This is a genomic window from Pseudomonas sp. LBUM1658 (genome assembly GCF_059716055.1).
Genome location: NZ_CP166798.1, coordinates 611,678 through 636,149 on the forward strand (window position 1 = coordinate 611,678; position 24,472 = coordinate 636,149).

At 59.2% G+C, this 24,472-nt stretch carries 25 protein-coding genes; 11 read left to right on the top strand and 14 right to left on the bottom strand.

The features are described 5' to 3' along the window. The first annotated feature begins 59 nt into the window (after window positions 1-59). The 8 genes from ribH (at window position 60) to ACA064_RS02780 (ending at window position 5,270) form a co-directional block, all read left to right on the top strand. Complete coding sequence (gene ribH, locus ACA064_RS02745) at window positions 60-536, top strand: 6,7-dimethyl-8-ribityllumazine synthase (protein WP_074871273.1); 477 nt, start codon at window positions 60-62, stop codon at window positions 534-536. Then, window positions 533-1,033 (top strand): transcription antitermination factor NusB, encoded by a 501-nt coding sequence (gene nusB / locus ACA064_RS02750; protein ID WP_489073749.1) that lies wholly within the window; start codon window positions 533-535, stop codon window positions 1,031-1,033. The genes ribH and nusB overlap by 4 nt, the downstream gene beginning before the upstream one ends. Window positions 1,034-1,095: 62 nt before the next feature. Beyond that, window positions 1,096-2,061, top strand: a complete 966-nt coding sequence (thiL, locus tag ACA064_RS02755) for a thiamine-phosphate kinase (protein ID WP_497672020.1) — start codon at window positions 1,096-1,098, stop codon at window positions 2,059-2,061. Continuing rightward, window positions 2,058-2,561 (top strand): phosphatidylglycerophosphatase A family protein, encoded by a 504-nt coding sequence (locus ACA064_RS02760; protein ID WP_008073949.1) that lies wholly within the window; start codon window positions 2,058-2,060, stop codon window positions 2,559-2,561. Before thiL ends, ACA064_RS02760 begins: the two co-directional genes overlap by 4 nt. A 10-nt stretch (window positions 2,562-2,571) precedes the next feature. Next, a complete protein-coding gene (locus ACA064_RS02765; RefSeq protein ID WP_497672021.1) occupies window positions 2,572-3,327 on the top strand; it encodes a substrate-binding periplasmic protein in 756 nt (251 codons plus the stop codon). 112 nt (window positions 3,328-3,439) lie between these two features. Further along, window positions 3,440-4,057, top strand: a complete 618-nt coding sequence (ribA, locus tag ACA064_RS02770; RefSeq protein ID WP_191624369.1) for a GTP cyclohydrolase II — start codon at window positions 3,440-3,442, stop codon at window positions 4,055-4,057. Further along, the gene (locus ACA064_RS02775; RefSeq protein WP_497672022.1) at window positions 4,054-4,473 is read left to right on the top strand and encodes an MFS transporter; all 420 of its coding nucleotides are present in this window, start codon (window positions 4,054-4,056) and stop codon (window positions 4,471-4,473) included. Before ribA ends, ACA064_RS02775 begins: the two co-directional genes overlap by 4 nt. Beyond that, the gene (locus ACA064_RS02780; protein ID WP_497672023.1) at window positions 4,473-5,270 is read left to right on the top strand and encodes a cobalamin-binding protein; all 798 of its coding nucleotides are present in this window, start codon (window positions 4,473-4,475) and stop codon (window positions 5,268-5,270) included. The genes ACA064_RS02775 and ACA064_RS02780 overlap by 1 nt, the downstream gene beginning before the upstream one ends. Before the next feature lie 148 nt (window positions 5,271-5,418). On the opposite strand, the gene ACA064_RS02785 is transcribed toward ACA064_RS02780, so the two are convergent. The 5 genes from ACA064_RS02785 to ACA064_RS02805 all read right to left on the bottom strand — a co-directional run bounded on the left by ACA064_RS02785 (window position 5,419) and on the right by ACA064_RS02805 (window position 11,849). After that, window positions 5,419-7,302 carry a TonB-dependent receptor domain-containing protein gene (locus ACA064_RS02785; RefSeq protein ID WP_497672024.1) on the bottom strand — a complete coding sequence of 628 codons (1,884 nt, stop codon included), beginning with the start codon at window positions 7,300-7,302 and terminating at the stop codon, window positions 5,419-5,421. A gap of 146 nt (window positions 7,303-7,448) precedes the next feature. Beyond that, the gene (gene dxs, locus ACA064_RS02790) at window positions 7,449-9,347 is read right to left on the bottom strand and encodes a 1-deoxy-D-xylulose-5-phosphate synthase (RefSeq protein ID WP_497672025.1); all 1,899 of its coding nucleotides are present in this window, start codon (window positions 9,345-9,347) and stop codon (window positions 7,449-7,451) included. Window positions 9,348-9,460: 113 nt separating this feature from the next. Further along, window positions 9,461-10,348, bottom strand: a complete 888-nt coding sequence (ispA, locus tag ACA064_RS02795) for a (2E,6E)-farnesyl diphosphate synthase (protein WP_497672026.1) — start codon at window positions 10,346-10,348, stop codon at window positions 9,461-9,463. Further along, window positions 10,345-10,587, bottom strand: coding sequence for an exodeoxyribonuclease VII small subunit (locus tag ACA064_RS02800; protein WP_150643960.1), 243 nt, complete (start codon window positions 10,585-10,587; stop codon window positions 10,345-10,347). Before ACA064_RS02800 ends, ispA begins: the two co-directional genes overlap by 4 nt. Window positions 10,588-10,700: 113 nt before the next feature. Further along, window positions 10,701-11,849, bottom strand: a complete 1,149-nt coding sequence (locus ACA064_RS02805; RefSeq protein ID WP_497672027.1) for a Fic family protein — start codon at window positions 11,847-11,849, stop codon at window positions 10,701-10,703. A gap of 479 nt (window positions 11,850-12,328) precedes the next feature. Between ACA064_RS02805 and ACA064_RS02810 the strand changes: the two genes are divergently transcribed. The 3 genes from ACA064_RS02810 (at window position 12,329) to ACA064_RS02820 (ending at window position 14,713) form a co-directional block, all read left to right on the top strand. Continuing rightward, on the top strand, window positions 12,329-12,745 hold the full coding sequence (locus ACA064_RS02810; protein WP_497674161.1) for a pilin: 417 nt from the start codon (window positions 12,329-12,331) through the stop codon (window positions 12,743-12,745). Between the two features lie 304 nt (window positions 12,746-13,049). Then, on the top strand, window positions 13,050-13,466 hold the full coding sequence (locus tag ACA064_RS02815) for a pilin (protein ID WP_497674162.1): 417 nt from the start codon (window positions 13,050-13,052) through the stop codon (window positions 13,464-13,466). A 233-nt stretch (window positions 13,467-13,699) separates the two neighbouring features. Next, a complete protein-coding gene (locus tag ACA064_RS02820) occupies window positions 13,700-14,713 on the top strand; it encodes a PDDEXK nuclease domain-containing protein (RefSeq protein WP_497672028.1) in 1,014 nt (337 codons plus the stop codon). A gap of 296 nt (window positions 14,714-15,009) precedes the next feature. Here the strand turns inward: ACA064_RS02820 and ACA064_RS02825 are convergent, their stop codons facing one another. From ACA064_RS02825 to exaC, 9 genes are all read right to left on the bottom strand, one after another. Beyond that, window positions 15,010-15,720 (bottom strand): S24 family peptidase, encoded by a 711-nt coding sequence (locus ACA064_RS02825; RefSeq protein ID WP_497672029.1) that lies wholly within the window; start codon window positions 15,718-15,720, stop codon window positions 15,010-15,012. A 232-nt stretch (window positions 15,721-15,952) separates the two neighbouring features. Further along, entirely contained in the window at window positions 15,953-16,480 is a 528-nt protein-coding gene (ppa, locus tag ACA064_RS02830; protein WP_150645456.1) for an inorganic diphosphatase, read from the bottom strand. Between the two features lie 111 nt (window positions 16,481-16,591). After that, window positions 16,592-17,404: a M90 family metallopeptidase gene (locus tag ACA064_RS02835; RefSeq protein ID WP_497672030.1), complete on the bottom strand. Its 813-nt coding sequence runs from the start codon at window positions 17,402-17,404 to the stop codon at window positions 16,592-16,594. 6 nt (window positions 17,405-17,410) lie between these two features. After that, window positions 17,411-18,067 (bottom strand): DedA family protein, encoded by a 657-nt coding sequence (locus ACA064_RS02840; RefSeq protein WP_497672031.1) that lies wholly within the window; start codon window positions 18,065-18,067, stop codon window positions 17,411-17,413. Window positions 18,068-18,423: 356 nt separating this feature from the next. Further along, complete coding sequence (locus ACA064_RS02845) at window positions 18,424-18,882, bottom strand: GNAT family N-acetyltransferase (RefSeq protein WP_497672032.1); 459 nt, start codon at window positions 18,880-18,882, stop codon at window positions 18,424-18,426. Between the two features lie 105 nt (window positions 18,883-18,987). Next, entirely contained in the window at window positions 18,988-19,809 is an 822-nt protein-coding gene (gene eutC / locus ACA064_RS02850) for an ethanolamine ammonia-lyase subunit EutC (protein ID WP_497674163.1), read from the bottom strand. Window positions 19,810-19,820: 11 nt separating this feature from the next. Beyond that, window positions 19,821-21,215, bottom strand: a complete 1,395-nt coding sequence (locus ACA064_RS02855; RefSeq protein ID WP_497672033.1) for an ethanolamine ammonia-lyase subunit EutB — start codon at window positions 21,213-21,215, stop codon at window positions 19,821-19,823. 51 nt (window positions 21,216-21,266) lie between these two features. After that, window positions 21,267-22,715, bottom strand: a complete 1,449-nt coding sequence (gene eat, locus ACA064_RS02860; RefSeq protein ID WP_497672034.1) for an ethanolamine permease — start codon at window positions 22,713-22,715, stop codon at window positions 21,267-21,269. Window positions 22,716-22,933: 218 nt separating this feature from the next. Next, entirely contained in the window at window positions 22,934-24,454 is a 1,521-nt protein-coding gene (gene exaC, locus ACA064_RS02865) for an acetaldehyde dehydrogenase ExaC (RefSeq protein ID WP_497672035.1), read from the bottom strand. Window positions 24,455-24,472: the final 18 nt, after the last annotated feature.

Genomic DNA, 24,472 nt, shown 5'->3' on the forward strand with positions numbered 1-24,472 from the left:
TCAAATATCACTAAAGAGCGCGTACTGAGCGCGCTCTGGCTCTTTAAGAGATTTATCGAATGACCCTGAAGACCATCGAAGGTACCTTCATCGCCCCTAAAGGCCGCTATGCCCTGGTGGTTGGCCGCTTCAACAGCTTCGTCGTCGAAAGCCTGGTGAGCGGTGCCGTTGATGCCCTGGTTCGCCATGGCGTGAGCGAAAGCGACATCACCATCATCCGTGCGCCTGGCGCCTTCGAGATTCCGCTGGTGGCGCAGAAAGTCGCTCAGAAGGGCGAATACGCGGCAATCATCGCCCTGGGCGCGGTCATTCGTGGCGGCACTCCGCACTTCGAATACGTGGCGGGCGAGTGCACCAAGGGCCTGTCCCAGGTGTCCATGGAGTTCGGTGTACCGGTTGCCTTCGGCGTGCTGACAGTCGACTCGATCGAGCAAGCCATTGAGCGTTCCGGCACCAAGGCCGGTAACAAAGGTGCCGAAGCGGCTTTGTCCGCTCTGGAAATGGTCAGCCTGCTGGCGCAGTTGGAGGCCAAGTGATTAGCGACGAAAGCGATCGTTTCAACCCGCGCGATCCGAAACCTGCGGACGCTGGCAAGCCATCCAAGAGCGTCAAGCGTCGCGAAGCCCGTCAGCTCGCGACTCAGGCGCTGTACCAATGGCACATGGCTAAAACTTCGCTGAACGAAATCGAAGCGCAGTTCCGGGTCGATAACGATTTCAGCGATGTCGATGCCGCCTACTTCCACGACATCCTGCACGGCGTGCCGGCGCACAAGACCGAGATCGATTCTGCGCTCGCTCCATGCCTGGACATCACCATCGACGAGCTCGATCCGGTTGAACTGGCGGTTCTGCGCCTGTCCACCTGGGAGCTGCTCAAGCGCGTCGACGTGCCGTACCGCGTGGTGATCAACGAAGGGATCGAACTGGCCAAGGTCTACGGTTCCACCGATGGCCACAAGTTCGTCAACGGTGTGCTCGACAAGCTGGCTCCGCGTCTGCGTGAAGCTGAAGTGAAGGCGTTCAAGCGCTGATTCGCGCTTGGAGTGTCCTGCCGCCCAAAAGGAACAGTATTGGTGAGACAGGACACAAAGCCATGGGCGAGTTTGAGCTGATCCGTAACTACTTCGCCACCGCGCCTTGTGCGCTGGTCGGCGCTGGCGTGGCATTGGGGATCGGTGATGACTGCGCCCTGCTGGCTGTTTCCCCGGGGGAACAGTTGGCTGTCTCCACCGACACCCTGGTGGCCGGTGTACATTTCGCAGACCCCTGTGAGCCTTTTCTGCTCGGCCAGCGTTCGCTGGCGGTGGCGGTCAGTGATCTGGCAGCCATGGGTGCAGCACCCCTCGCGTTTACCCTTGCCCTGACCTTGCCGACGGTTGCTGCCGATTGGCTGCAAGCCTTTGCCAGCGGTTTGAACACCATGGCGCAAAACTGCGGTGTGCGTCTGGTGGGCGGCGATACCACCCGTGGCCCGCTGAGCCTGACCATGACCGTCTTCGGCCGTGTGCCTGCCGGTTTGGCCTTGACCCGCAGCGGCGCGCAGCCGGGGGATCTGTTGTGCGTCGGTGGCGAACTGGGGAATGGGGCGGGCGCCTTGCCGCTGGTGTTGGGGCAGCGTACAGCCGAACCTGCTGTTGCCGAGCCGTTGCTGGCGCACTACTGGTCGCCGCAGCCACAGCTGGCGTTGGGCCTGGCACTGCGTGGCAAAGCGACCTCGGCACTGGATATTTCGGACGGATTGCTGGCGGACTGTGGGCACATCGCGCTCGCCTCCGGCGTCGGTTTGCAGGTCGAGCGGGACAAGCTGCCGCTGTCCAGGGCGTTGGTAGCGTTTCTCGGCCAGCAAGCCGCCGAAGAGGCCGCCTTGAGCGGTGGTGACGATTACGTGCTGGCCTTTACTTTGCCTCCCGTCGAGCTGCCGCTCTTACTGGCCGATGGCTGGCCGGTGCATGTGCTCGGTCGGGTCGTGTGCGGACAGGGCGTAACGCTTCTGGCCGCCGATGGGCGAGATATCACCCCGGCAAATCGGGGTTATCAACATTTTCGGGAGACACCGTGACAGATCACCCCAAACAGGTCCCCGCAGAGTTCGTGCCGCCTTCGGTCTGGCGTAATCCCTGGCATTTCCTGGCGTTCGGCTTCGGTTCCGGCACCCTGCCCAAAGCACCGGGCACCTGGGGTTCTCTGGTGGCGCTACCCTTTATCCCGTTGTGGCAGATGTTGCCGGACTGGGGTTACTGGCTGATGCTGGGCATCACCATGCTGTTCGGCTTCTGGTTGTGCGGCAAGGTGGCGGATGACCTGCGGGTACATGACCACGAAGGCATCGTCTGGGACGAAATGGTCGGGATGTGGATAACCCTGTGGCTGGTCCCGGAAGGTTGGTATTGGCTGCTGGCGGGTTTTCTGATGTTCCGCTTCTTCGACATTCTGAAACCGTGGCCGATTCACTGGATCGATCGGCATGTACACGGTGGCGTCGGGATCATGCTCGACGATGTTTTGGCAGGGGTATTTGCCTGGTTGGCAATGCAAGGCTTGGTGTGGTTTTTCGTCTGAGGGATCAAGGATGAGTGGCCGCTGGCTGTTGATACTGTTTTGCGTATTGTCGTGCACTGCGGCACGGGCGAATGAATCGCCGTCGATGCCCACCCAGATCCGCCTGGCCAGTGAGGAGTGGATCGACTACACCGGCGCCGATGGCCGTGGTCTGGCCTGGGATGTGTTGCGCGCAGTCTTCGAGCCGGCCGGGGTCACCCTGCAGATTCGCATTGTGCCTTACACTCGCTCGATCGGGCTGGTGCAGCGCCGCGAGACGGATGCCGTGGTTGGATCCTACCGCGATGAGGTCGGCGATGTTCTGTATCCACACTGGCATTACGATTCCGACCCGATCTACGCACTGGGTCTTGCCAGCAATCCGGCGCCGACGCTGGCCACTCTGGGCAAATACCGACTGGCCTGGGTCCGCGGCTACAAGTACGAGAAGTACTTGCCGAATATCCACGGCTTCAATCAAATCGAGCGCCGCACTGGCATTTTGCCGATGCTCGAGCATGGTCGGGCCGACTACTACCTCGACGCCCGGAGCGAGATCGACTACGTGCTGAGCGAAGCGCCGGATCCTTCGGTATACAAACGCACCTACCTGGCTCGATTGCCGCTGTTTCTGGGGTTTTCCGACACTCCCGGGGGGCGGGCACTCTTGGTGTTGTTCGATCGGCGCATGGAGTTATTGGTGAAAAGCGGGCAGTTGCGATCGATCTTCGAGCGCTGGAAACAGCCTTACCCATTCGAAGAAACCAGCCCGCCTATGGGGCAGTGATCGAACATCTTGATCTTTATGGCCGATAATTCAGCCTAAGCGTCTGCTGGAACCTGCTGTTACAATGCCGCCTCTGCGAATCTCCAGTCCTCTTACAGATCAGGAGCACACGGTGCCCGTCGTTTTCGTCGCTGCTTCCAAGCTGCCAACCCCTTTTGCGCAATTCACCATGCATGGCTTCCTCGATGAAGCCACTGGCCGCGAGCACGTTGTACTCAGCCTGGGTGAGTTCGCTGATGGTGCACCGGTGCTCGGCCGGTTGCACTCCGAATGCCTGACCGGCGATGCATTGTTCAGCCAGCGCTGCGACTGCGGTTCGCAACTCGAGGCGGCCTTGCAGGCCATTGCCCGCGAAGGCCGTGGTGTGTTGCTGTATCTGCGTCAGGAAGGCCGTGGCATTGGCCTGCTGAACAAGATCCGCGCCTATGAATTGCAGGATGGCGGTGCTGACACGGTCGAGGCCAATGAGCGCCTGGGCTTTGCCGCCGATCAGCGTGACTACGCCATCTGCCTGCCGATGCTCGAGCACCTGGGGGTGAAATCCCTGCGGCTGATGACCAACAATCCGCGCAAGGTCAAGGCCATGACCGACATGGGCATCGTGGTCGCCGAGCGCGTTCCGCTGCACACCGGCCACAACCCGCACAACAAACTCTACCTGGCGACCAAGGCCAGCAAGCTCGACCACATGATGGGTAACGAGCACCAGGGCGAGGCTGATCGGGCGTGACCCGCGGTCAAGTAAAGCGGCGCCTGTCCGTCAACTGGTGGCAGTATCTGGCGATGGCCTTGCTACCGCTGTTCGTGATCAATGCGGTATTCGGCCAGACCGAGCCCGTATTGCCGGTGCTGGCCATGCCATTCTTTATCGCCGGCCTGGCGTCGATGTTTGTCAGTCTGCGTTTCTTTGGTGGCTACAAGCACGGCTTGATCGCTACCCAGAAAGCCCTCGACACCCCTGAAGAACCTGCCGCCTGGGTGAATTTGGCGGCCAAGCGGCGCACGGCATTCCTGGCTGCCGGGCTCCCTGCCTGGATCGCTGCATTAGCAGTGTTCGTCGGCCTGGAAGCGCTGCCGCTGATTCTGCTGGCGCTGTCGACGACGGTGCTGTTCTACCTCTACCGTATCCCGCGTCAGCTCGGTTGATGCGCGTTTGGCTGGCGCTCCTGCTGCTGGCCGTCAGTGGTTCGGCGCTGGCGGTGGAGCGGGTAGTCAGCCTCGCGCCATCGCTCTCTGAAATTGTCGTAGAGCTGGGCTCTGCCGATCTGCTGGTCGGCGTGCTCGACGCCGGCGAACGACCTCCCGAGTTGAAAAGCCTGCCCTCGGTCGGGCGCTACGGTCAGCTGGACATGGAGCGCCTGCTCAGCCTCAAGCCTGACTTGTTGCTGCTCTGGCCTGGGAGTGTCGGTCCGGCGCAGCGCGAGCAACTCAAGCGGTTGAATATTCCCACCTACGTCGCCGAACCCCACAGCCTCGAACAACTCACCAGCCAGATCGAAGTGATTGCCGAACAACTCGGGCGGCCGCAGCGCGGCCAGAAGCTCGCTGGGGACTTGCGCAAGCAGCTGGCAGACCTGCGCCAGCGTTATCAGCGGGATGAGCCGTTGCAGGTGTTCTATCAGGTCTGGGATCAGCCGCTGTACACCGTCGGCGGCGGGCAGATCATCAGCGATGCGCTGGAAGCCTGCGGCGCCCGCAATGTGTTTGCCGAGCTGCAACTGCCGGCACCGCAGGTCAATCTGGAGTCGGTTCTGCAGCGCAATCCCGAGGTCATCCTGGCCGGCGATCAGGCGCAGCTCGATGCCTGGAAAGCCTGGCCGCAGGTGCGGGCAGTGGCTCAGGGGCGATTGTTGTTGGTGGCGGACAAGGGGCTGGAGCGGCCGAGTGGGCAGATGATCAATGCTACGGCCAAGCTGTGTGAGTTGATAGCGCCGGGTCGGTGAGACCGAGGTGAATTCATCGCGAGCAGGCTCGCTCCCACAAGTTATCTGGCGTTCACGGAATTGATGTCAGGCTCATACCCTGTGGGAGCGGGCTTGCTCCGGACGGCGTTCCGACGATGAGGCCAGTCCAGACACCAACAATTCGTGGCTAGATCTCCGGCGTCCAAGTCACCCCAAACATCCACGCCCGACCTTCTTCGCGATAACCATAGTTATTCCCGTCAAAGCTGTAGAGCGCCCGACTGTAGGCCTTGTCCAGCAGGTTATCGACTTTCAGCTCCAGCCGGATCTCGCGATTCACCGCCCAACTGCTGCGCAAGCCGAACAAGGCATAACCGCCCAGCGGCTCCTGGTTGTCCTCGTCGTCGTAGCTGCTGCTAACCGCTTGCCAGCTGGCGCCGACGCCGAGTCGATCGAATTGCCGATCCAGGTCCAGGCTCAAGGTGCGTCGGGCGCGGCGGCTCAGGGTATGGCCGGTATTGCGGTCGCGCGGGTCAATGATCGCCAGGCCGAGGTTGCTCTGCCAGCCAAACAACTCTTGTTTGAGCGCGGCTTCGAAGCCATTGATCCGTGCCGAGGCGACGTTTTCCGGGCGAGAGTTCTGGCCGAAGATAATCGCGTCTTCAAGGTCGGTGCGGTACAGCGAAGCTTCCAGGCGACGGGTATCGCTCAACTGGCTGCGCCACTGCAACTCATAGCTTTTCGAGGTCTCGGGCTTGAGGTCCGGGTTGCTGAAATCGGGGTAGTAGAGGTCATTGAAGGTCGGTGCGCGAAAGCCCTCGCTGTAGGTCAGCAGCACATCGTTGTCCGGGTTCAGCGGCAGGGTGAAGGTGCCGCTCCAGCTGTTCTGGCTGCCGAACTGCTGATTCTGGTCACGGCGCAGGCCCAGCTCGGTTGAGAAGTTTTCTGCCTGGAAGCGATGCTGGATAAACGCGGCGCGGTTCCAGCGGCTGTCTTCGTCGAAGCGGGTGCTGCTGTTGATCCGGTCTTCGTACCAGTCGGCGCCGAGAATCAGACTGTTGCGCTCATCGAGCGTCAGGTCGTTCTGCCAGTTGAGCGAGTCGCGATAGGTGTTGAATACGCTGCGCTCGTCGCTGAGCTTGTCGATGGTTTTCTCGCGGTTTTCGCTGTGGCCGAACTCGACACGGGATTTCCAGATGTCATTGATACGCGCGTCGACGTAGCTGTTGACGCTGCTCACGGTGAAATCGCTGTAGGGCTGCTGCTGGACTGACTCGAAGGTGTTCATGTCAAAGCGGCCGAACGGGCTGTCGAACTCGCTCTTGCCACGGTTATCCAGCAGATTCAGGCCTGCTTCAAGGTCATCGTTGAAGGCGTGACTAAGGCTCAGGCTCAGGGACTTGTTGCGGTAAGCGTCGTGGTCGCTGTCGCTGGGGAAGGACTCATGAGTGCGATTAATCCCGGCAGTTTCGTCAAGGCTGGCGCCGAGATTGAAGCGGGTTTGTTCATCGCCGCCGGACAGCCCCACGCTGCGTTCCCAGGTCTGATTGCTGCCAAAGCCCACATGCATCCGCGGTTGCAGGCCTTGTTCGGCGCCACGGCGGGTGAAGATCTGAATCACTCCGCCAATTGCGTCGCTGCCGTAGATCACCGAGCGCGAGCCGCGCAGTACTTCCACGCGTTCGATCTGATCGATGTTCAGGTGTTGCAGGTTGCTGTCGCCGGAAGTCGAGTTGCCGATGCGCTGGCCGTCCACCAGCACCAGGCTCTGCGCCGATTTGGTACCGCGGATGAAAATCCCCGGCAGACTGCCACGCCCGCCCGCTTGCGCGACCTGTACACCGGGTACCCGACTCAGCAACTCAGTCACACTGCTCGGTTGCAGGCGGTCGATGTCTTCACGGGTGAACACCGTATTGGCGGCGCTGCTGTCGTTACGGGCTTCAACCTGGCGATTGGCGCTGATCAGCACGTCGGGCAGTTTCAGGGCTTGTTCGCGTTCGAAGGTGTCAGCCAAAAGCTGTCCGGCAGGCAAAAGGGTCAACGTCAGGGCGATGCGGGAGAGACTCATGGGCACTACTTTCAAATGCGACGCTGCCCCTTGTAGGAGCTGCCGCAGGCTGCGATCTTTTGATGTTGATCTTATGGTGATTCTGGAGCTGCCGAAGGGCAGGATCAAAAGATCGCAGCCTGCGGCAGCTCCTACGGGGGATTGGGTTACAACCCTAGAAGTTGCAAGCGCTCGCGAACCGCAGCTTCGATCCCGGCTTCGTCCAGCCCGCATTCGGCCAGCATCTGTGCCGGCTTGGCATGTTCGACATAGGCGTCCGGCAACCCCAGATGCAGCATCGACTTGAGGATGTTCTCGCGAGCGAGGAATTCGCTGACCGCGCCACCGGCGCCGCCCATGATCGCGTTTTCTTCGATGGTCACCAGCAGTTCATGGCTGTTGGCGATTTCGCGAGTCAGGGCTTCGTCCAATGGTTTGACGAAGCGCATATCGACCACTGTCGCGTCGAGCTTCTCGGCGACTTTCAGCGCTTCGGCCAGTTGCACACCGAACACCAGCAGGGCGACGTTGCTGCCCTGACGGCGAATCACGCCCTTGCCGATCTCGATCGGTTCGAGGTTTTTCTCGATCGTCGCATTCGGGCCGGTGCCGCGCGGGTAGCGCACTGCGGCCGGGCCGTTGTAGAGGTGGCCGGTGCTGAGCATTTTGCGCAGTTCGTTTTCATCGCTCGGGGTCATCACCAGCATGCCGGGAATGCAGCGCAGGAACGACAGATCGAAACTTCCGGCGTGGGTCGGACCGTCTTCGCCTACCAGGCCCGCTCGGTCGATGGCGAACAACACATCGAGGTTCTGCACCGCAACGTCATGTACCAACTGGTCGTAACCGCGTTGCAGGAAAGTCGAATAGATCGCCACCACGGGTTTGGCGCCTTCGCAGGCCATACCGGCGGCGAGGGTCACGGCGTGTTGCTCGGCGATCGCAACGTCGAAGTAGCGCTGCGGGAAACGCTCGCTGAAGGCCACCAGGTCGGAGCCTTCCTTCATCGCGGGGGTGATCCCGACCAGCCGCGGATCGGCGCTGGCCATGTCGCACAGCCACTCGCCGAACACGCTGGAATATTTCGGCCCGCCGGCTTTTTTCGGCGCAGCCGCCGGAGCGTCCAGGGGGTCGAGCTTGGTGATCGCGTGGTAACCGATCGGGTCGACTTCCGCCGGGGCGAAACCTTTGCCTTTCTTGGTGACCACATGCAGGAATTGCGGACCCTTGAGGTCGCGCATGTTGCGCAGGGTGGCGATCAGCGTCGGCAGGTCATGGCCGTCAATCGGGCCGATATAGTTCCAGCCCAGCTCTTCGAACAGCGTGCCCGGGACCAGCATGCCCTTGGCGTATTCTTCGGTACGCCGGGCAATCTCCCAGGCGCCGGGCAGGCGCGACAGCACTTTCTTGCTGCCTTCACGCATGCTCGCGTAAGTGCGGCTGGAAAGGATTTTCGCCAGATAGTTGGACAGGCCGCCGACATTGCGCGAGATCGACATGTCGTTGTCGTTGAGTATCACCAGCATGTTGGCGTTGACTTCCGGCGCGTGGTTCAGCGCTTCGAAGGCCATGCCCGCGGTCAATGCGCCGTCGCCGATCACCGCGATGGCCTTGCGCTCGCTGTTTTGCAGGCGGGCGGCAATCGCCATGCCCAGCGCTGCACTGATCGAGGTGCTGGAGTGGCCAACGCCAAAGGTGTCGTACTCGCTCTCGGAACGACGCGGGAATGCCGCGATGCCGTCCTTTTGGCGCAGGGTGCCCATGCGCTCGCGACGGCCGGTGAGGATCTTGTGCGGATAAGCCTGATGGCCGACGTCCCACACCAGCCGGTCGTCCGGGGTGTCGAAGACGTAGTGCAGCGCAACGGTCAGCTCAATGACGCCCAGGCCGGCACCGAAATGCCCGCCCGTCTGGCCTACCGTATAGAGCAGCTCCTGGCGCAACTCATCGGCCAGGGTTTCGAGCTCGGCTTCACCCAACCGGCGCAGGCCGGCCGGCGTGTCGGCACGGTCGAGCAGGGGCGTGGTCGGGCGTTTGCGTGGAATCTCATGAAACGTCGTGGGCATCAGGCGAATCGTTATAGGTATAGAAGAGGCGGCAGTTTACCTTATGGATCGCAAGCTGCCCACGCAGAGCTCGGAAGTTGGCCAACAATATGCATTCGGGCGTAGCCACGGTTTTAGCTGCGACGTTCAACGATATAGCGCGCCAGGCCCCGCAACGGCTCGGCCGCCGCGTCGAACGGTCGCAGGGCGTGCAAAGCTTGATCGCGCAGCTCCAGGGCATAGGCTTTAGCCGCGTCCAGGCCGAGCAGGGCCGGGTAGGTCGGTTTGTCCCGGGCGATATCGGCGCCCTGACGTTTGCCGAGTGTCGCGGTATCACTCTCGACATCGAGTATGTCGTCCTGCACCTGAAACGCCAGGCCGATGGCTTGGGCATAGGTCTGCAAGGATTTCAGTTCGTCTGGTTGCGCACGACCACTGGCCAGGGCGCCGAGCTTGACGCTGGCTTCGATCAGCGCGCCGGTCTTGTGCCGATGCATGTATTCGAGTGCTTGCTGATCGAGCTTGAGACCGACCGAACCGAGGTCGATGGCTTGACCGCCAACCATGCCCGCCGGACCCGCCGCCAACGCCAGGGAGCTGACCATGCGCAAACGGGTATCACTATCCACAACGCTCAGCTGCGGGTCGAGCAAGGCACTGAACGCCAGGCTTTGCAGGCCGTCACCGGCGAGAATCGCGCAGGCTTCGTCGAAAGCCTTGTGAGTAGTCGGCTGGCCGCGACGCAGATCATCGTCGTCCATCGCTGGCAAATCGTCATGCACCAGCGAATAAGCGTGAATCAACTCCACCGCACAGGCGGCGCCATTGGCTTGTTCCGCTGCGCCACCGAGGGCTTCGCAGGCCGCGTAAGCCAGCAGCGGCCGCACACGTTTGCCGCCATTCATCACGCTGTAGCGCATGGCTTCATAGAGACGGGCCAGCTCGGGGCTTGGCGCGCGGAACAGGGTTTCCAGTGCAGCATTGACCCGGGCCTGACTGCTGGCCTGATAAGCGGCAATCATTCCGGCTGTTCCGGGTCGAAGGGTTCCTCGGCCAGCTCGCCATCGCGTTCCAGCAGGATTTGCACCTTCTGCTCAGCCTGGGCCAGCGCCGCCTGGCAATCGCGGGTCAGACCGATGCCTTGCTCGAAGGCCGTCAACGAGTCTTCCAGCGACAGCTCGCCGTTCTCCAGCCGCTCAACCAGCGTTTGCAGGTCAGCGAGGGATTGTTCGAAATCCAGTGCAGCTTTTTTGCGGGCCATGGCGGCAATTCCGGTTGACGGTAAACCGGCGCGACACTAGCAGAGAGAGGCTTTTTGGGCAAATGAGTGGACGTATAGATGGACCTGGAGTGCCTTGCGCGCGGCTCACCGATTCAGCGTTTTCCATCGCCCGGATAGTTGATCTGGTAGCGGGTACTACGGCCGCCGCCGGGCAAACGGATCAAGCAACTCTTGTCCAGCAGGTCGGCCAAGTGGCGAGTTGCAGTGGCCTTGGAGACTTTTGCCACGGCCTGGTACTGGGCGGCGCTGATTCCCTCTTCAAATCCTTTCTCGCCACCATCCAGCAGGCGGTTGAGCACCTTGGCCTGTTCCGAGGACAGAGCCTGACTCCGGTGGTTCTGCCAGAAGCGGGCCTTGCCGAGTACCAACTCGATACGGGCCATGGCTTGTTGCAGGCTGCGCAATAACGTCTGCAGGAACCATTCGAGCCAGTCAGTGATATCCAGGGTGGCTTTCTGGCTGGTTTCCAATACACGGTAGTAGCCGGAACGATCGTCGAGAATGCTCGCCGACATGGCATAAAAGCGGATGGCCTCGTCTTCGGCCTGGGCGAGGGCCAGGTCGGTGATAGCCCTAGTCAGGCGACCGTTGCCGTCGTCAAAGGGGTGGAGCGTGACGAACCAGAAGTGAGCGATGCCTGCCCGCAACAGGGGATCGAGCTGGGGTTGGCTACGGCTGGTTTCGAACCAGTCAAGGAAGACGTCGAGCTGCTGTTCCAGGCCTTGGCGCGCAGGGGCTTCGAAATGCACAGTGGGCCTGTCCAGGCGACCCGATACCACCTGCATCGGTTCATCGCCACGCAGTGCGCCAACTCGAATGTGTCGCGCAATGATTCCGTCGTCTTCAGCGGGAAACAGCCATTCATGCCAATGCAACAAGCGCGCGAGAGTCAGTGGCGGGTCGACATGCTGGGTCGCGTCCAGCATCAACTCCGCCAGTCCCTCACTACGCTTGCTCACGTAATTGCCGTCGATCTGTTCCATGCCCAAGCGACGGGCCAGAGAGGAGCGCACCGAACCGACGTTCAACTGCTCGCCTTCAATGGCGGATGAGGTCACGATGTTCTGCAACAGCGCGTCCAGCTCGCTTTGCGCGCTGAAGTCTCTACCTGCTGAACCGGACATGCCCAACAACCGTCCTTGCGCCTGCCCGCACTCGCGCAACAAGGGCGCCAGGCGCTCCGATTGCGAGTGGAAACGCGGCCAGTCAGGTTGTTGCCAGATCCAGCGTGGGTGTTTCATGGGCTCGTACTCTGAACGATGAGCCGAATAAGGGGTTTATTCGGCTCATTTTGTGAGCCGATTGTGTGGGGTATTTGGCTCATCGTCTAGGGATTCATAGGCGAGGGGGGCTCAGCCGTTGCTAAGGATCTTTCGGCGTGGCGACACGAGGAGAGGATAAAAAGATCCTTGCACGGCGCGACGATGTTTATGGGCTTGCCAAGGTTGCGTCCATTGGGCATGTTGTAGCAGGAACGCTAATGAACTCTCTTCGGCCCTTCCCAACGCAAATGCGCGCTGACCATCTGGCATGGGCCAGGCTGGGCCAATACGTGGCCAGGCACGATCTGACGCATGCCAGGATGGCCATTGCCGATCAGATTGTGTCATTCCGCGAGATCTCACAACTCAGCCGAGGCTGGCATGACGCTTGCTCCGGAAATAAATATAATCCTCAACGCCATTAAATCGTCGCCTAGAAGGAAGTCCCTTTGAAATCCATGCAGAAAGGTTTTACGCTTATCGAGCTCATGATCGTTGTTGCGATCATCGGCATTTTGGCTACCTTTGCTATCCCTGCTTATTCAGATTACGTGGCCAGATCCAAAGTCGTAGCCGGGCTTGCGGAGATTTCTTCTGGCAAGGCCATGTATGAAGCCGTGGTCATTGAAGGGAATGGGGCTTCTATCACCTCCGGCCCTGTGATTGGATTGAAAGCTAGTACCGAAAACTGCACCATTACGACTACCGGGGCAGCTGATGGTGCCGGCACTATCGCATGTGCCCTTAAAAATGCCGCGGCGGCGGCAGGTAATATTACCTGGACGCGAACCGCCACCGCCGGTGCGTGGTCTTGCGCGTACAGTGGCCTGGCGAAGTATGCGACTAAAGGCTGCCCTGGACCTGTTGTACCTTAAGACTGACAAAAAGCCTTTCATAGCCAGAGCTTCGAAGCGCCAAAGACCATCAGTGAATTTCACTGATGGTCTTTTTTTCAAGTCGTCATGAGTACTTAAGATCGGCAGCGCTGGATTTACCCCTTCCATTTTCGGACTACGATTGCCGGCAGGATTGCGCAACGTCAGTGCCATTGCCGGTCAGATTGTGTCATCCCGCGAGATCCCAAAGCTCAGCCGAAGCTGGCATGACGCTTGCGCCGAAAATAAATAAAATGCTCTACACCATTAAATCGTCGCCTAGAAGGAAGTCCCTTTGAAATCCATGCAGAAAGGTTTTACGCTCATCGAGCTCATGATCGTTGTTGCGATCATCGGCATTTTGGCTACCTTTGCTATCCCGGCTTACTCGGATTACATGGCCAGAGCCAAAGTCGTAGCCGGGCTTGCGGAGATTTCTTCTGGCAAGGCCATGTATGAAGCCGTGGTCATTGAAGGGAATGGGGCTACTATCACCGGTGCCACCGCTGCCGAAATAATTGGATTGAAATCTAGTACCGACAACTGCGACATTACGGCTACCGGGGCAACTACTGGTGCCGGCACAATCGCATGTGCCCTTAAAAATGCCGCGGCAGCGGCAGGTAATATTACCTGGACGCGAACCGCCACCACTGGTGATTGGGTTTGCAAGTACAGTGGCGCAGCGAAGTATGCGACTAAAGCCTGCCCTGGAGTCTAATAAAAAGACTTTCATAGGCAGAGCTTCGAATCGCCAAAGACCATCAGTGAATTTCACTGATGGTCTTTTTTTTCAAGTCGTTATAAGTGCTTATGACCGGTCGCCCTGGATTTACACTTTCCAATCCTGGTTCTTTGTAGGATCGTTTCACTTCGACACACTTTGTGATTTTCATTTTGTAAGGGGTGGGAGTACTAGAAAGGGCGTTGTCTTCTGAACAGGAACGCCCTCACGTGAATGACCTCAGCTCCAATACCCCGTCCCCGGATGCAAGCTTTAACGAAATCACCCAGCTGATTGTTGCCGCTCGGCAGCGAGCGGTGCAGGCTGTCAATACGGAGTTGATCGAGCTGCACTGGCAGGTAGGGGCCTATATCAGCGGCAAGATCGAGGCCGCGGAGTGGGGCGATGGCGTGGTAGCTCAATTGGCTACTCACCTCGCGCGCACTCAGCCCGGATTGCGTGGCTTTACACGTCCTAACCTCTTCCGTATGCGCCAGTTTTACGAGGCGTACAGGCATGACGCAAAAGTCTCAGCACTGCTGAGACAATTACCCTGGACCCAAAACCTGATCATCCTCAACCAAAGCAAACGCCCGGAAGAGCGCGAGTTTTACCTGCGGATGGCGATTCAGGAGAAATGGTCGAGCCGGGAGCTTGAGCGCCAGTTCAAGGCCGCGCTATTTGAGCGCTCCGTCATAAGTCCGGCAAAAGTCTCGCCATTGGTGAGACAAATGCATCCAGAAGCCTTGAGTGTGTTCAAGGACACGTACATGGTCGAATTTCTCGACCTGGCGCATGGGCATGTCGAGGCTGATTTGCATGGTGGGTTGCTGCGAAGGCTCAGGGATTTTCTGATCGAGTTGGGAAGGGATTTTTGTTTCGTCGGCTCGCAGTATCCGTTGCAGGTGGGAGGTCGCGATTTTGCGTTGGATTTGCTGTTCTTCCATCGAGGGCTGAATTGCCTGGTGGCGATAGAACTAAAGGTCGGTCGCTTCGAGCCAGAGTACCTGGGCAAGCTGGATTTCTATCTTGAGGCTCTGGATCGTAATGTCCGCAAACCCCATGAAAACCCGGCGCTCGGGGTTTTGCTGTGCGCCAGCAAAGATGATGAGGTCGTCGAGTACGCTCTCAACCGTTCACTTTCGCCAGCATTGATCGCAGAATATCAAACTCAGCTGCCGGACAAGAAGCTGTTGCAGGCCAAGTTGCATGAGTTTTATGCGCTGAATGCAGATGAGGTCTGAGCGATTTCACGTCGTGAATCACTTTATTTCGGGCATTAAAAAGCCGGCTTGTGGCCGGCTTCTCGGGGACTGGCTTGGCTCATTTTTGGTAAGCCGCGCCAGCCTTCAAAACGTACACCCGGATCTTGCGTCCGGCTGTGGGACTTGGCGAGAAAATCATCTGCCGCGTCGGGGCGATCTGGCCGTGCTGGACGGTCGATTCGCAAATGTGGGGCGCAGCATACTGATTTTTTTGAAAAATTCCCAGCCCAAAGGGCGATCCAGAGCTATCGCGTGATGAACAACCGGCCCAAGGCTCACTTGGACAGTAGGTTCGGGCGGCGTTTGTTGAGTGTCGACCACCAGAATACCCAGCCCAGGACCTGGATGTTCTGCGCCTTGATCTGTTCGGCGCTGAATATTTCATCCGGGTATTCGGAGTTGTTGTGGCTGCACAGTCGAAGCGCGTCAGCTGGGAGTCGGTACAGGTAGTTCACGCGCAGCCTGCCCTGGTGCTGGAGGACGTAGATTTCGCCGTCCACGATCTGGGTCAGGCCCCGGTCAATGGCGATGGTGTAGCCGTCCTGAATCTTTTCCGCCATGTTGTTGCCGATCATTGGTGCGCAAACGGCTTTATCCGGATCAACCTCCAGTGATTCCAGATAGTGCCTCGGCAATCGCACGCAGTGACCGGTTATTTCGATGGTGTTTGAATCTGCTTGGGTGGAAGCTTCTTTATAACAAGGGATGTCTACATCCGTGTATTGCAGGTTGTCGTTATAAACGCCGATAGTTTCTGTTGTTGCAAATTTAGTTGGGTACTTCGGCCCTTCGCCGTTGTACAGCCACTTGCTGTTGACGGATAACAGCCGGGCAAATTCGTCCATGCGCCAGAGAGGGACGCCGCGTTTGTACCAGTTGTTCACGTGCTGAGGCTTTGCATTGCAAAACTTTGCAAATTCTGTGGGCTTGAGGTTGACCTCTTTGAGGAGTGCCTTGAAGCGATCGCCGGATGTATTCATGACCACGGATTTTACGGAGGAGCGATAATTGTTTAAATAAACAAAGCGTTCAATTTTTATAGGAATTAGTTAGTAAAGTTTAAGCTGTTTTTGAAGGTATTAACTGCGATATAAACGGGTAGTACTATTTGTGTTTAATTGCCGAGGGTTGGGTGGGTTGTGGTGTTATTCAAGCCAATAAAAAACCCCGGATAACCGGGGTTTTTTAATGCTGCGACGCTTGCGAGTGAAGGCAGACTCAGCCTTTATAGGCTGCAACCGACTTCATGATCTCGGTGCGAGCGGCTTCTGCGTCGCCCCAACCTTCGATCTTCACCCATTTGCCTTTTTCGAGATCTTTGTAGTTCTCGAAGAAGTGCTTGATCTGCTCCAGCAGCAGACCTGGCAGGTCGGTGTACTCTTTGACGTCGACGTACAGCTGGGACAGCTTGTCGTGTGGAACTGCGATCACTTTGGCATCGCCGCCGCCATCGTCGGTCATGTGCAGGATGCCGACTGGACGTGCGCGGATCACCGAGCCCGGAGCAACCGGGTAAGGGGTCACGACCAGCACGTCGAGGGGGTCACCGTCGTCGGCCAGGGTATTGGGGATGAAACCGTAGTTGGCCGGGTAGAACATTGGGGTGGCCATGAAACGGTCAACGAACAGGCAGTCGCTGTCTTTGTCGATTTCGTATTTGATCGGCGCGTGGTTGGCCGGAATCTCGATGGCGACGTAGATGTCGTTCGGCAGGTCTTTGCCAGCCGGAATCTTGCTGTAGCTCATTGGGCGGTGCCCCCGTGATTGGCCAAAGGACTTGGCCGGATTGACCTAAAAGTGGCGGCGATTATAGGCATATTCCGCCGTCGATGCCACGTACCAGAGGTCGTGTAGACCTTAGTCGTGTACCCGGTAGTCCGGATGGACTGCCTGCAGTTGCTTGAGTCGGGCCAGTGGGTCCTGACGATAAAACAGCTGCAATTGCCGGTAGACCTGCGGATAGGCGCCATTGAGCAGGTCCGGAGCGCTGAAGAAATACTCGCTGGTGACGGCAAAGAACTCGGCGGGATTTTCCGCGGCGTATGGATCGATCAGTGTGTCGGCGTCCGGATTGCGATCCAGTTGGCGATTGAGGTCGTCATAGGCCTGTTGCATCACCGCTGACCATTCACTGACGCGCATGTCGCTGTGCAGTGGCGGCAGGCCATTAGCGTCGCCGTTGAGCATGTCGAGTTTGTGCGCCAGTTCGTGGATGACCAAGTTGTAACCTTCCCAGCCGCCGCTGGCAAGGACTCCGGGCCAGGCCAGAATCACTGGGCCCTGTTGCCAGGCTTCGCCGCTGTGTTCACCGTTCCACTCATGCTCGACGCCGCTGGCATCGCGATGCCGCTGGGGGCTGACGAAGTCGTCCGGATACAGCACGATTTCGTGAAATCCCTGATACCAGTTCAGTTCCCCCAGATGCAACAGCGGCAATTGCGCCTGTGCCGCCAGCAACAGCCGCTCCTCTTGGTGAAGTTCAACACCGGTCAGTGTGGTGAGGTGCTTGGCTTGCAGGAACAGCACGCTGGACTCGCGCAGCCATTGGTCTTCGGCGTCGCTCAGGCCATCGAGAAAGCTCAGGTGTTCACGCACTCGCTGCCAGGTTTGCGCAGCAACGGGATGCTTGGCCAGCGTGCGCTGGCGGCGCCAGGCATTGAGTGACCACATGGGCGATCAGCGCGATCCGGCTTTTGAGGCTGAGTTGGCCAAACGGCTGCGGATGATGCCGATAATCATCGGCAGCAGCGACACCAGGATAATGCCCACGACCAGCAGCGACAGATTCTTCTTGATAAACGGTACGTTGCCGAAGAAGTAACCGAGTGTCACCAGCCCGCCAACCCAAAGCAGAGTGCCGACTACGCTGAAAGTCAGAAACCGCGGGTATGGCATTTTCGCGACACCGGCGACGAACGGCGCGAAGGTCCGAATGATGGGCATGAAACGCGCGAGGGTCACTGTCTTGCCGCCATGCTTGTCATAGAAATCGTGGGTTTGCTGCAGATAGTCGCGGCGGAAGATTTTCGAGTCGGGATTGCTGAACAGGCGCTCGCCCACGGTTCGACCAATCACATAGTTGGTGCTGTCACCGAGGATCGCCGCCAGCATCAGCAGGCCCGCCAGTAATACCGGGTCCATGCCGCCGCCTGCTGCCACGGCGCCAGCGATGAACAGCAGCGAATCGCCAGGCAGGAACGGCATCACCACCAGACCGGTTTCGCAGAAGATCACCAGAAACAGGATGGCGTAGATCCATGACCCGTAGTTGGTTACCAGCAAATCGAGATAGACGTCGAGATGCAAGATAAGGTCGAGCGGGTTGAAATCCATGAGGGTACCTGTGGTGATGACCCGACTCGGCAGGTCCGTGCGAAGGCTTCGAAATAAAATGGCTACAGCGTGGTGTAGTTTTTCTTACAGGCTGTAACGGTCGGCATTATACGGGCTGGGAGGTGAATTGCGTGCCGAGATTGTAGCGGGGGATTTCGCCTGGGGGAGGCGAGGTGGGGCTTTCAGGGATCTGAAGGGGTTGGACATACGCCCTGTGTAGGAGCGAGCTTGCTCGCGATGGGCTCAAGGGCGGCGCGTTTATTCAGGCAACACGCGTTATCGTTAACGTCCATCGCGAGCAAGCTCGCTCCTACATGGCATCAAGGCAAGCCCCCTCGCCACAGCTCGCGGGATGACTACTCGTCGCTGATAGGCAGTATGTAGTTCTTGAACTCGGTGTCTTCGCGAAAGCCGATGGATTCGTAGGTTTTCTGCGCCACTTCATTATTGCTGCTGGTGGACACCCGCATGCGCACGGCATGGGTTTCCTTGGCCATTTTTTTTGCGGTGCGGATCAGGTTGTCGGCCACCAACTGTCGACGGGATTCTTCGGCGACATAAATATCGTTGAGGATCCACACGCGTTTCAGCGACAGGGAGGAGAAGCTCGGGTACAGCTGACAAAAGCCCAGCAACTTGCCGTTGTCTTCATCGGACAGGGCCAGGTAGATCACCGACTCCTTGCGTCGCAGGCGCTTTTCGAGAAAGGTCCGGGAGGAGTCGGGATACGCCAGCGCACCATAGAATTCGCGGTATTTGACGAATAAGGGGGTCAGCAAGTCCAGGTGTTCCAGGGTCGCTTGAGTAATCCGCATGATTGGCCTCAACTTGAAGTGGGTACGGCAAAACGGATCATTACTCGTGCAGCTGTGATCCGATGCTGCCTAAAGCCTGCAAAAAGCACAATCAGCATACTGCCATTACAGCGGTTTCGAGAGTAGGAAGTTGCCATTTGAGTGAGTGGCAGTATCCGATTCCAGTGTCTGAACTTGCGCTTCGTCTTTCAAATTGACCCCCGACAGCTGCCGGCGACAGGCTTCACGCATCAAGTACAGCAGACGATGGGTGGCCATGCCATAACTCAACCCTTCCCGCCGCACATTGGAGATGCAGTTGCGGTAGGCGTCGGTCAGGCCGACCTTGGGCGCGTAGGTGAAGTACAGGCCGAGGCTGTCCGGCGAGCTGAGGCCGGGGCGTTCGCCGATCAGAATCACTACCATCCTGGCGCCGAGCAGTTCGCCGATTTCATCGGCCACCGCGACCCGGCCCTGTTCCACCAGGATGACCGGCGACTGCGACCAGCCTTCGGCCTGGATCTGTTCTTCCATGCGTGCCAGGAAGGGCAGGGTATGGCGATGTACCGCCAACGCCGACAAACCATCGGCCACTACCACCGCCAGATCGATGCCGCCGGGATTGGCCTGGGCATGCTCGCGCAGCTTCTGCGCCGAGTCGTCGCTCAGGCGTCGGCCGAGGTCGGGACGCTGCAGGTAGCTATTGCGATCGGTAGCTGCGCTGTGCAGCAACAGGCTGTCGCGCCCACGCTCGGCCAGTTGCGTGCCCAGGCCCGCGTGATCGAAGGGCAGATGCACCGCATCCCGGGCCTGCGCATGTGCGTACTGGAAATCCAGCTGCGCAGCGGTCGGCAGGCTGGTGCCGGTGCGGCCGAGGGCAATCCGGGCCGGGGTCAGGCGGCGCAGTTCCAGCCAGGGGTTCTGGCTGTCGGTAAGGGGTTTATCCATCGATAGATCACTCATCCCAGTTGCGCCATGGCTTGGCGGAAGGCCGGCGGCAGGCTGTTGCCGAACTTCACCTTGCCATCCGCCTGAGTAAAGATGCCCATTTTCGCCAGCCATTGCTCGAATTCCGGTGCCGGCTTGAGGCCAAGGGTCTGCCGAGCGTAGAGCGCATCGTGGAACGAGGTGGTCTGGTAGTTGAGCATGATGTCATCGGAGCCGGGAATACCCATGATGAAGTTGATCCCCGCTACGCCGAGCAGGGTCAGCAGGGTGTCCATGTCGTCCTGGTCGGCCTCGGCATGGTTGGTGTAGCAAATGTCGCAGCCCATGGGTACACCCAGCAACTTGCCGCAGAAGTGATCTTCCAGCCCGGCGCGGATGATTTGCTTACCGTTATAGAGGTATTCCGGGCCGATGAAGCCGACCACGGTGTTCACCAGAAACGGCTTGAAGTGCCGTGCCACGGCGTAGGCGCGGGTTTCGCAGGTCTGCTGGTCGATGCCATGGTGGGCGTTGGCCGACAGCGCGCTGCCCTGGCCGGTCTCGAAGTACATCAGGTTCTGCCCCAGCGTCCCGCGATTGAGGCTTAAGCCGGCGTCGTAACCTTCCTGCAGGACATTCAGATTGATCCCGAAACTGGCGTTGGCCGCTTCGGTGCCGGCAATCGATTGGAATACCAGATCCAGCGGTACGCCGCGATTGATTGCCTCGATGGAGGTGGTGACGTGGGTCAGCACGCAGGCCTGGGTGGGGATTTCGTAGCGCTGGATGATTGCGTCGAGCATCTCCAGCATCGCGCAGATCGAGGCGGTGCTGTCGGTGGCCGGGTTGATGCCGATCATCGCGTCGCCATTACCGTAAAGCAGGCCGTCGAGGATGCTCGCGGCGATCCCGGCCGGTTCGTCGGTCGGGTGGTTCGGTTGCAGGCGGGTCGACAGGCGCCCGCGCAGGCCCATGGTGCCGCGGAATTTGGTCACCACGCGAATTTTTTGCGCCACCAGTACCAGGTCCTGTACGCGCATGATTTTCGACACGGCAGCGACCATTTCCGGGGTCAGGCCCGGCGCCAGGGCACGCAGGCTTTGCTCGTCGGCCGCGTCGCTGAGCAGCCAGTCGCGAAAACCGCCGACAGTGAGGTGACTGACCACGGAAAAAGCGGCTGAGTCGTGGCTGTCGATAATCAGCCGGGTCACTTCATCGGCTTCATAGGGGATCAGCATCTCTTCGAGGAAGTGCTTGAGTTCGATATTGGCCAGGGCCATCTGCGCTGCGACCCGTTCGCCATCGTTGAGCGCGGCGACACCGGCCAGGAAATCCCCCGAGCGGGCCGGGCTGGCCTTGGCCATGACCTCCTTGAGGCTGTCGAAGCGATAGGTCTGGGTGCCGACCGAGTGGGAAAAACTTGCCATACAGGTTCTCCATGACGACGCAGTCAATGCCTGCGTCGTGGTTTTCGGCGATTAGTGCAAGGCTTTTTCAGCGTTCTGAATGGCCGCGAATTCTTCTTCCGGCGTGCCTGCTACCAAGTGATGCCGACTGTAGAAAGCAAAGTAAGCAATTAATACTCCATAGATGACCGCTGCACCAATGACCACCCGCGGATCGACCAGGAAGCCTGCCACGACAGCGATACAGGCCAACACCAAGGCCACGCCGGAGGTGAAGATGCCACCCGGCGTACGGTATGGACGCTCCATTTTGGGGCGGCGAATGCGCAGGGTGATGTGGGCGGCCATCATCAGCACGTAGGAGATGGTTGCGCCAAATACGGCCACCAGAATCAGCAAATCGCCCTGGCCGGTCAGCGACAGGCCGAAACCGATGATGCCGGGGATGATCAGTGCCAATACCGGCGCTTTGCTTTTGTTGGTCTCGGACAGCTTGCGCGGCAGGTAACCGGCGCGGGACAGGGCAAAAATCTGCCGCGAGTAGGCGTAAATGATCGAGAAGAAGCTGGCGATCAAACCAGCCAGGCCCACCAGATTGACGAAATGGCCCATCCAGGTCGAGCCGCCATAGGCCTTGGACAGGGCTTCCACCAACGGATTGCCGGACGTCATCAGCGCATTGGCACCGGCACCGCCGGGACCTATTACCAGAATCAGCAAGGCAAAGCTCACCAGCACCAGCATCGCGCCGATCAAGCCGCGTGGCAGGTCGCGTTTCGGGTTTTTGGTTTCTTCGGCCGCCAGTGGCACGCCTTCGACAGCCAGGAAAAACCAGATCGCGTAGGGAATCGCCGCCCACACGCCGACATAACCGAAAGGCAGGAAGCTGCTGGCGCCTTTGGCGTTGGTGACCGGGATGTCCAGCAGATTGGCGACGCTGAAGTGCGGAACCATCGCCATCAGGAACACCGCAAGGGCGATGGCCGCCACGGCGGTGATGATGAACATCAGCTTGAGCGCTTCACCGACCCCGAAAATATGGATGCCGATGAAGATGATGTAGAACGCCAGATAGATCATCCAGCCGCCGATACCAAACAGCGACTCGCAATAGGCACCGATGAAAACCGCAATCGCCGCGGGCGCGATGGCGTATTCGATCAGTATCGCGGTGCCGGTCAGGAAACCGCCCCAAGGGCCGAAGGCGCTGCGGGCAAAGCCGTAACCGCCGCCTGCAGTGGGAATCATCGAAGACAATTCGGCGAGCGAGAAGCACATGCACAGATACATGGTAGCCATCAGCAGGGTGGCGAGAAACATCCCGCCCCAGCCGCCTTGCGCCAGGCCGAAGTTCCATCCGGCATAGTCACCGGAAATCACATAGGCAACGCCCAGGCCGACCAGCAGGACCCAGCCAGCGGCACCTTTTTTCAATTCACGTTGCTGAAAGTATTCGGAGCCGACTTTTTCGAAGTCGACGGAAGAGCCGGCCGCCGGGGCGCCGATAGGTTCGCTAGGCATAGCAGTTCACCTGTTTTTATTTTTTGTCCGACCTTTTGGGCGGATCGGTGTAGCGGGGCTGAATCTTTGTTGCCTGGAAGACCGCTTTCGCGGGCAAGCCCTATGTAGGAGCGAGCTTGCTCGCGATGGACCCAAGGACGGCGCGTTCATTCAGAAAACACGCGTTATCGTTAACGTCCATCGCGAGCAAGCTCGCTCCTACAGGGGTGCGGGCTTGCTTAGAAGAAGCCCAGTGGATTGATGTCGTAGCTCACCAGCAGGTTTTTGGTCTGTTGGTAGTGATCGAGCATCATTTTGTGGTTTTCACGGCCGACGCCGGATTTTTTGTAGCCACCAAACGCGGCGTGAGCCGGATACAGGTGGTAGCAGTTGGTCCAGACGCGACCGGCCTTGATCGCCCGGCCCATGCGGTAGGCGCGGTTGATGTCGCGGGTCCAGAGACCGGCGCCAAGGCCGAACTCGGTGTCGTTGGCAATCGCCAGGGCTTCGGCTTCGTCCTTGAAGGTGGTGATGCTCACCACTGGGCCGAAGATTTCTTCCTGGAATACGCGCATTTTGTTGGTGCCCTTGAGCAGGGTCGGCTGGATGTAATACCCGGTCGCCAGGTTGCCCTCGAGTTTTTCCACCTTGCCGCCGGTCAGCAGCTCGGCGCCTTCACCCTTGGCGATTTCCAGGTAGGACAGGATCTTGTCGAATTGCTGCTCGGACGCCTGGGCGCCGACCATGGTGTCGGTGTCCAGCGGGTCGCCACGTTTGATTTCCAGGACTTTCTTCATTACCACTTTCATGAAGTCGTCGTAGATCGACTCTTGCACCAGTGCCCGTGATGGACAGGTGCAGACTTCGCCCTGGTTGAAGAACGCCAGCACCAGGCCTTCGGCGGCTTTTTCGATAAAGGTCGGTTCGGCTTGCATGATGTCTTCGAAGAAGATGTTCGGCGACTTGCCGCCCAGCTCAACGGTCGACGGGATGATGTTTTCAGCCGCGCATTTCATGATGTGCGAGCCGATCGGGGTGGAACCGGTGAACGCGATCTTGGCGATGCGTTTGCTGGTGGCCAGGGCTTCACCGGCTTCACGGCCGAAACCTTGCACCACGTTGAGCACACCAGGCGGCAGCAGATCGCCGATCAGTTCCATCAGCACGGTGATGCCTAGCGGGGTTTGCTCTGCAGGCTTGAGGACTACGCAGTTACCGGCGGCCAGGGCCGGAGCGAGTTTCCAGGCGGCCATCAGGATCGGGAAGTTCCACGGGATGATCTGCCCGACCACGCCCAGTGGTTCATGAATGTGATAAGCGACGGTATTGCCGTCGATTTCCGCGGCGCTGCCTTCCTGGGCGCGAATGCAGCCGGCGAAGTAGCGGAAGTGGTCAGCGGCCAGCGGGATATCGGCGTTCAGGGTTTCGCGTACGGCTTTGCCGTTGTCCCAGGATTCGCTGACGGCGAGGACTTCCAGGTTCTGTTCGATGCGATCGGCGATTTTCAGCAGCACCAGTGAGCGGGCCTGCACCGAGGTCGAGCCCCAGGCGTCCGCAGCAGCGTGGGCGGCGTCCAGCGCTTTGTCGATATCTTCGGCGGTGGAGCGCGGGAATTCTGCAATAGGTTGGCCGTTTACCGGCGAGGTATTGGTGAAGTACTGACCTTTGACAGGCGCGACGAATTCGCCGCCGATGTAGTTACCGTATTTGCTCTTGAACGAAACGATTGCGCCTTCAGTACCGGGGTGAGCGTAACGCATGGTGGGTATCTCCTGGCT

Excerpts from the sequence above, each read along its gene's own strand:
- eat (WP_497672034.1), bottom strand. The coding sequence starts at position 22,715 with ATGCCTAGCGAACCTATCGGCGCCCCGGCGGCCGGCTCTTCCGTCGAC.
- ACA064_RS02800 (WP_150643960.1), bottom strand. The coding sequence starts at position 10,587 with ATGGCCCGCAAAAAAGCTGCACTGGATTTCGAACAATCCCTCGCTGAC.
- ACA064_RS02840 (WP_497672031.1), bottom strand. The coding sequence starts at position 18,067 with ATGGATTTCAACCCGCTCGACCTTATCTTGCATCTCGACGTCTATCTC.
- ACA064_RS02780 (WP_497672023.1), top strand. The coding sequence starts at position 4,473 with ATGCGCGTTTGGCTGGCGCTCCTGCTGCTGGCCGTCAGTGGTTCGGCG.
- ispA (WP_497672026.1), bottom strand. The coding sequence starts at position 10,348 with ATGATTGCCGCTTATCAGGCCAGCAGTCAGGCCCGGGTCAATGCTGCA.
- ACA064_RS02805 (WP_497672027.1), bottom strand. The coding sequence starts at position 11,849 with ATGAAACACCCACGCTGGATCTGGCAACAACCTGACTGGCCGCGTTTC.
- exaC (WP_497672035.1), bottom strand. The coding sequence starts at position 24,454 with ATGCGTTACGCTCACCCCGGTACTGAAGGCGCAATCGTTTCGTTCAAG.
- ACA064_RS02810 (WP_497674161.1), top strand. The coding sequence starts at position 12,329 with ATGCAGAAAGGTTTTACGCTTATCGAGCTCATGATCGTTGTTGCGATC.
- thiL (WP_497672020.1), top strand. The coding sequence starts at position 1,096 with ATGGGCGAGTTTGAGCTGATCCGTAACTACTTCGCCACCGCGCCTTGT.
- ACA064_RS02835 (WP_497672030.1), bottom strand. The coding sequence starts at position 17,404 with ATGTGGTCACTCAATGCCTGGCGCCGCCAGCGCACGCTGGCCAAGCAT.
- eutC (WP_497674163.1), bottom strand. The coding sequence starts at position 19,809 with ATGGATAAACCCCTTACCGACAGCCAGAACCCCTGGCTGGAACTGCGC.
- ACA064_RS02785 (WP_497672024.1), bottom strand. The coding sequence starts at position 7,302 with ATGAGTCTCTCCCGCATCGCCCTGACGTTGACCCTTTTGCCTGCCGGA.
- ppa (WP_150645456.1), bottom strand. The coding sequence starts at position 16,480 with ATGAGCTACAGCAAGATTCCGGCTGGCAAAGACCTGCCGAACGACATC.
- dxs (WP_497672025.1), bottom strand. The coding sequence starts at position 9,347 with ATGCCCACGACGTTTCATGAGATTCCACGCAAACGCCCGACCACGCCC.
- ACA064_RS02855 (WP_497672033.1), bottom strand. The coding sequence starts at position 21,215 with ATGGCAAGTTTTTCCCACTCGGTCGGCACCCAGACCTATCGCTTCGAC.
- ACA064_RS02815 (WP_497674162.1), top strand. The coding sequence starts at position 13,050 with ATGCAGAAAGGTTTTACGCTCATCGAGCTCATGATCGTTGTTGCGATC.
- ACA064_RS02765 (WP_497672021.1), top strand. The coding sequence starts at position 2,572 with ATGAGTGGCCGCTGGCTGTTGATACTGTTTTGCGTATTGTCGTGCACT.
- ACA064_RS02845 (WP_497672032.1), bottom strand. The coding sequence starts at position 18,882 with ATGCGGATTACTCAAGCGACCCTGGAACACCTGGACTTGCTGACCCCC.
- ribH (WP_074871273.1), top strand. The coding sequence starts at position 60 with ATGACCCTGAAGACCATCGAAGGTACCTTCATCGCCCCTAAAGGCCGC.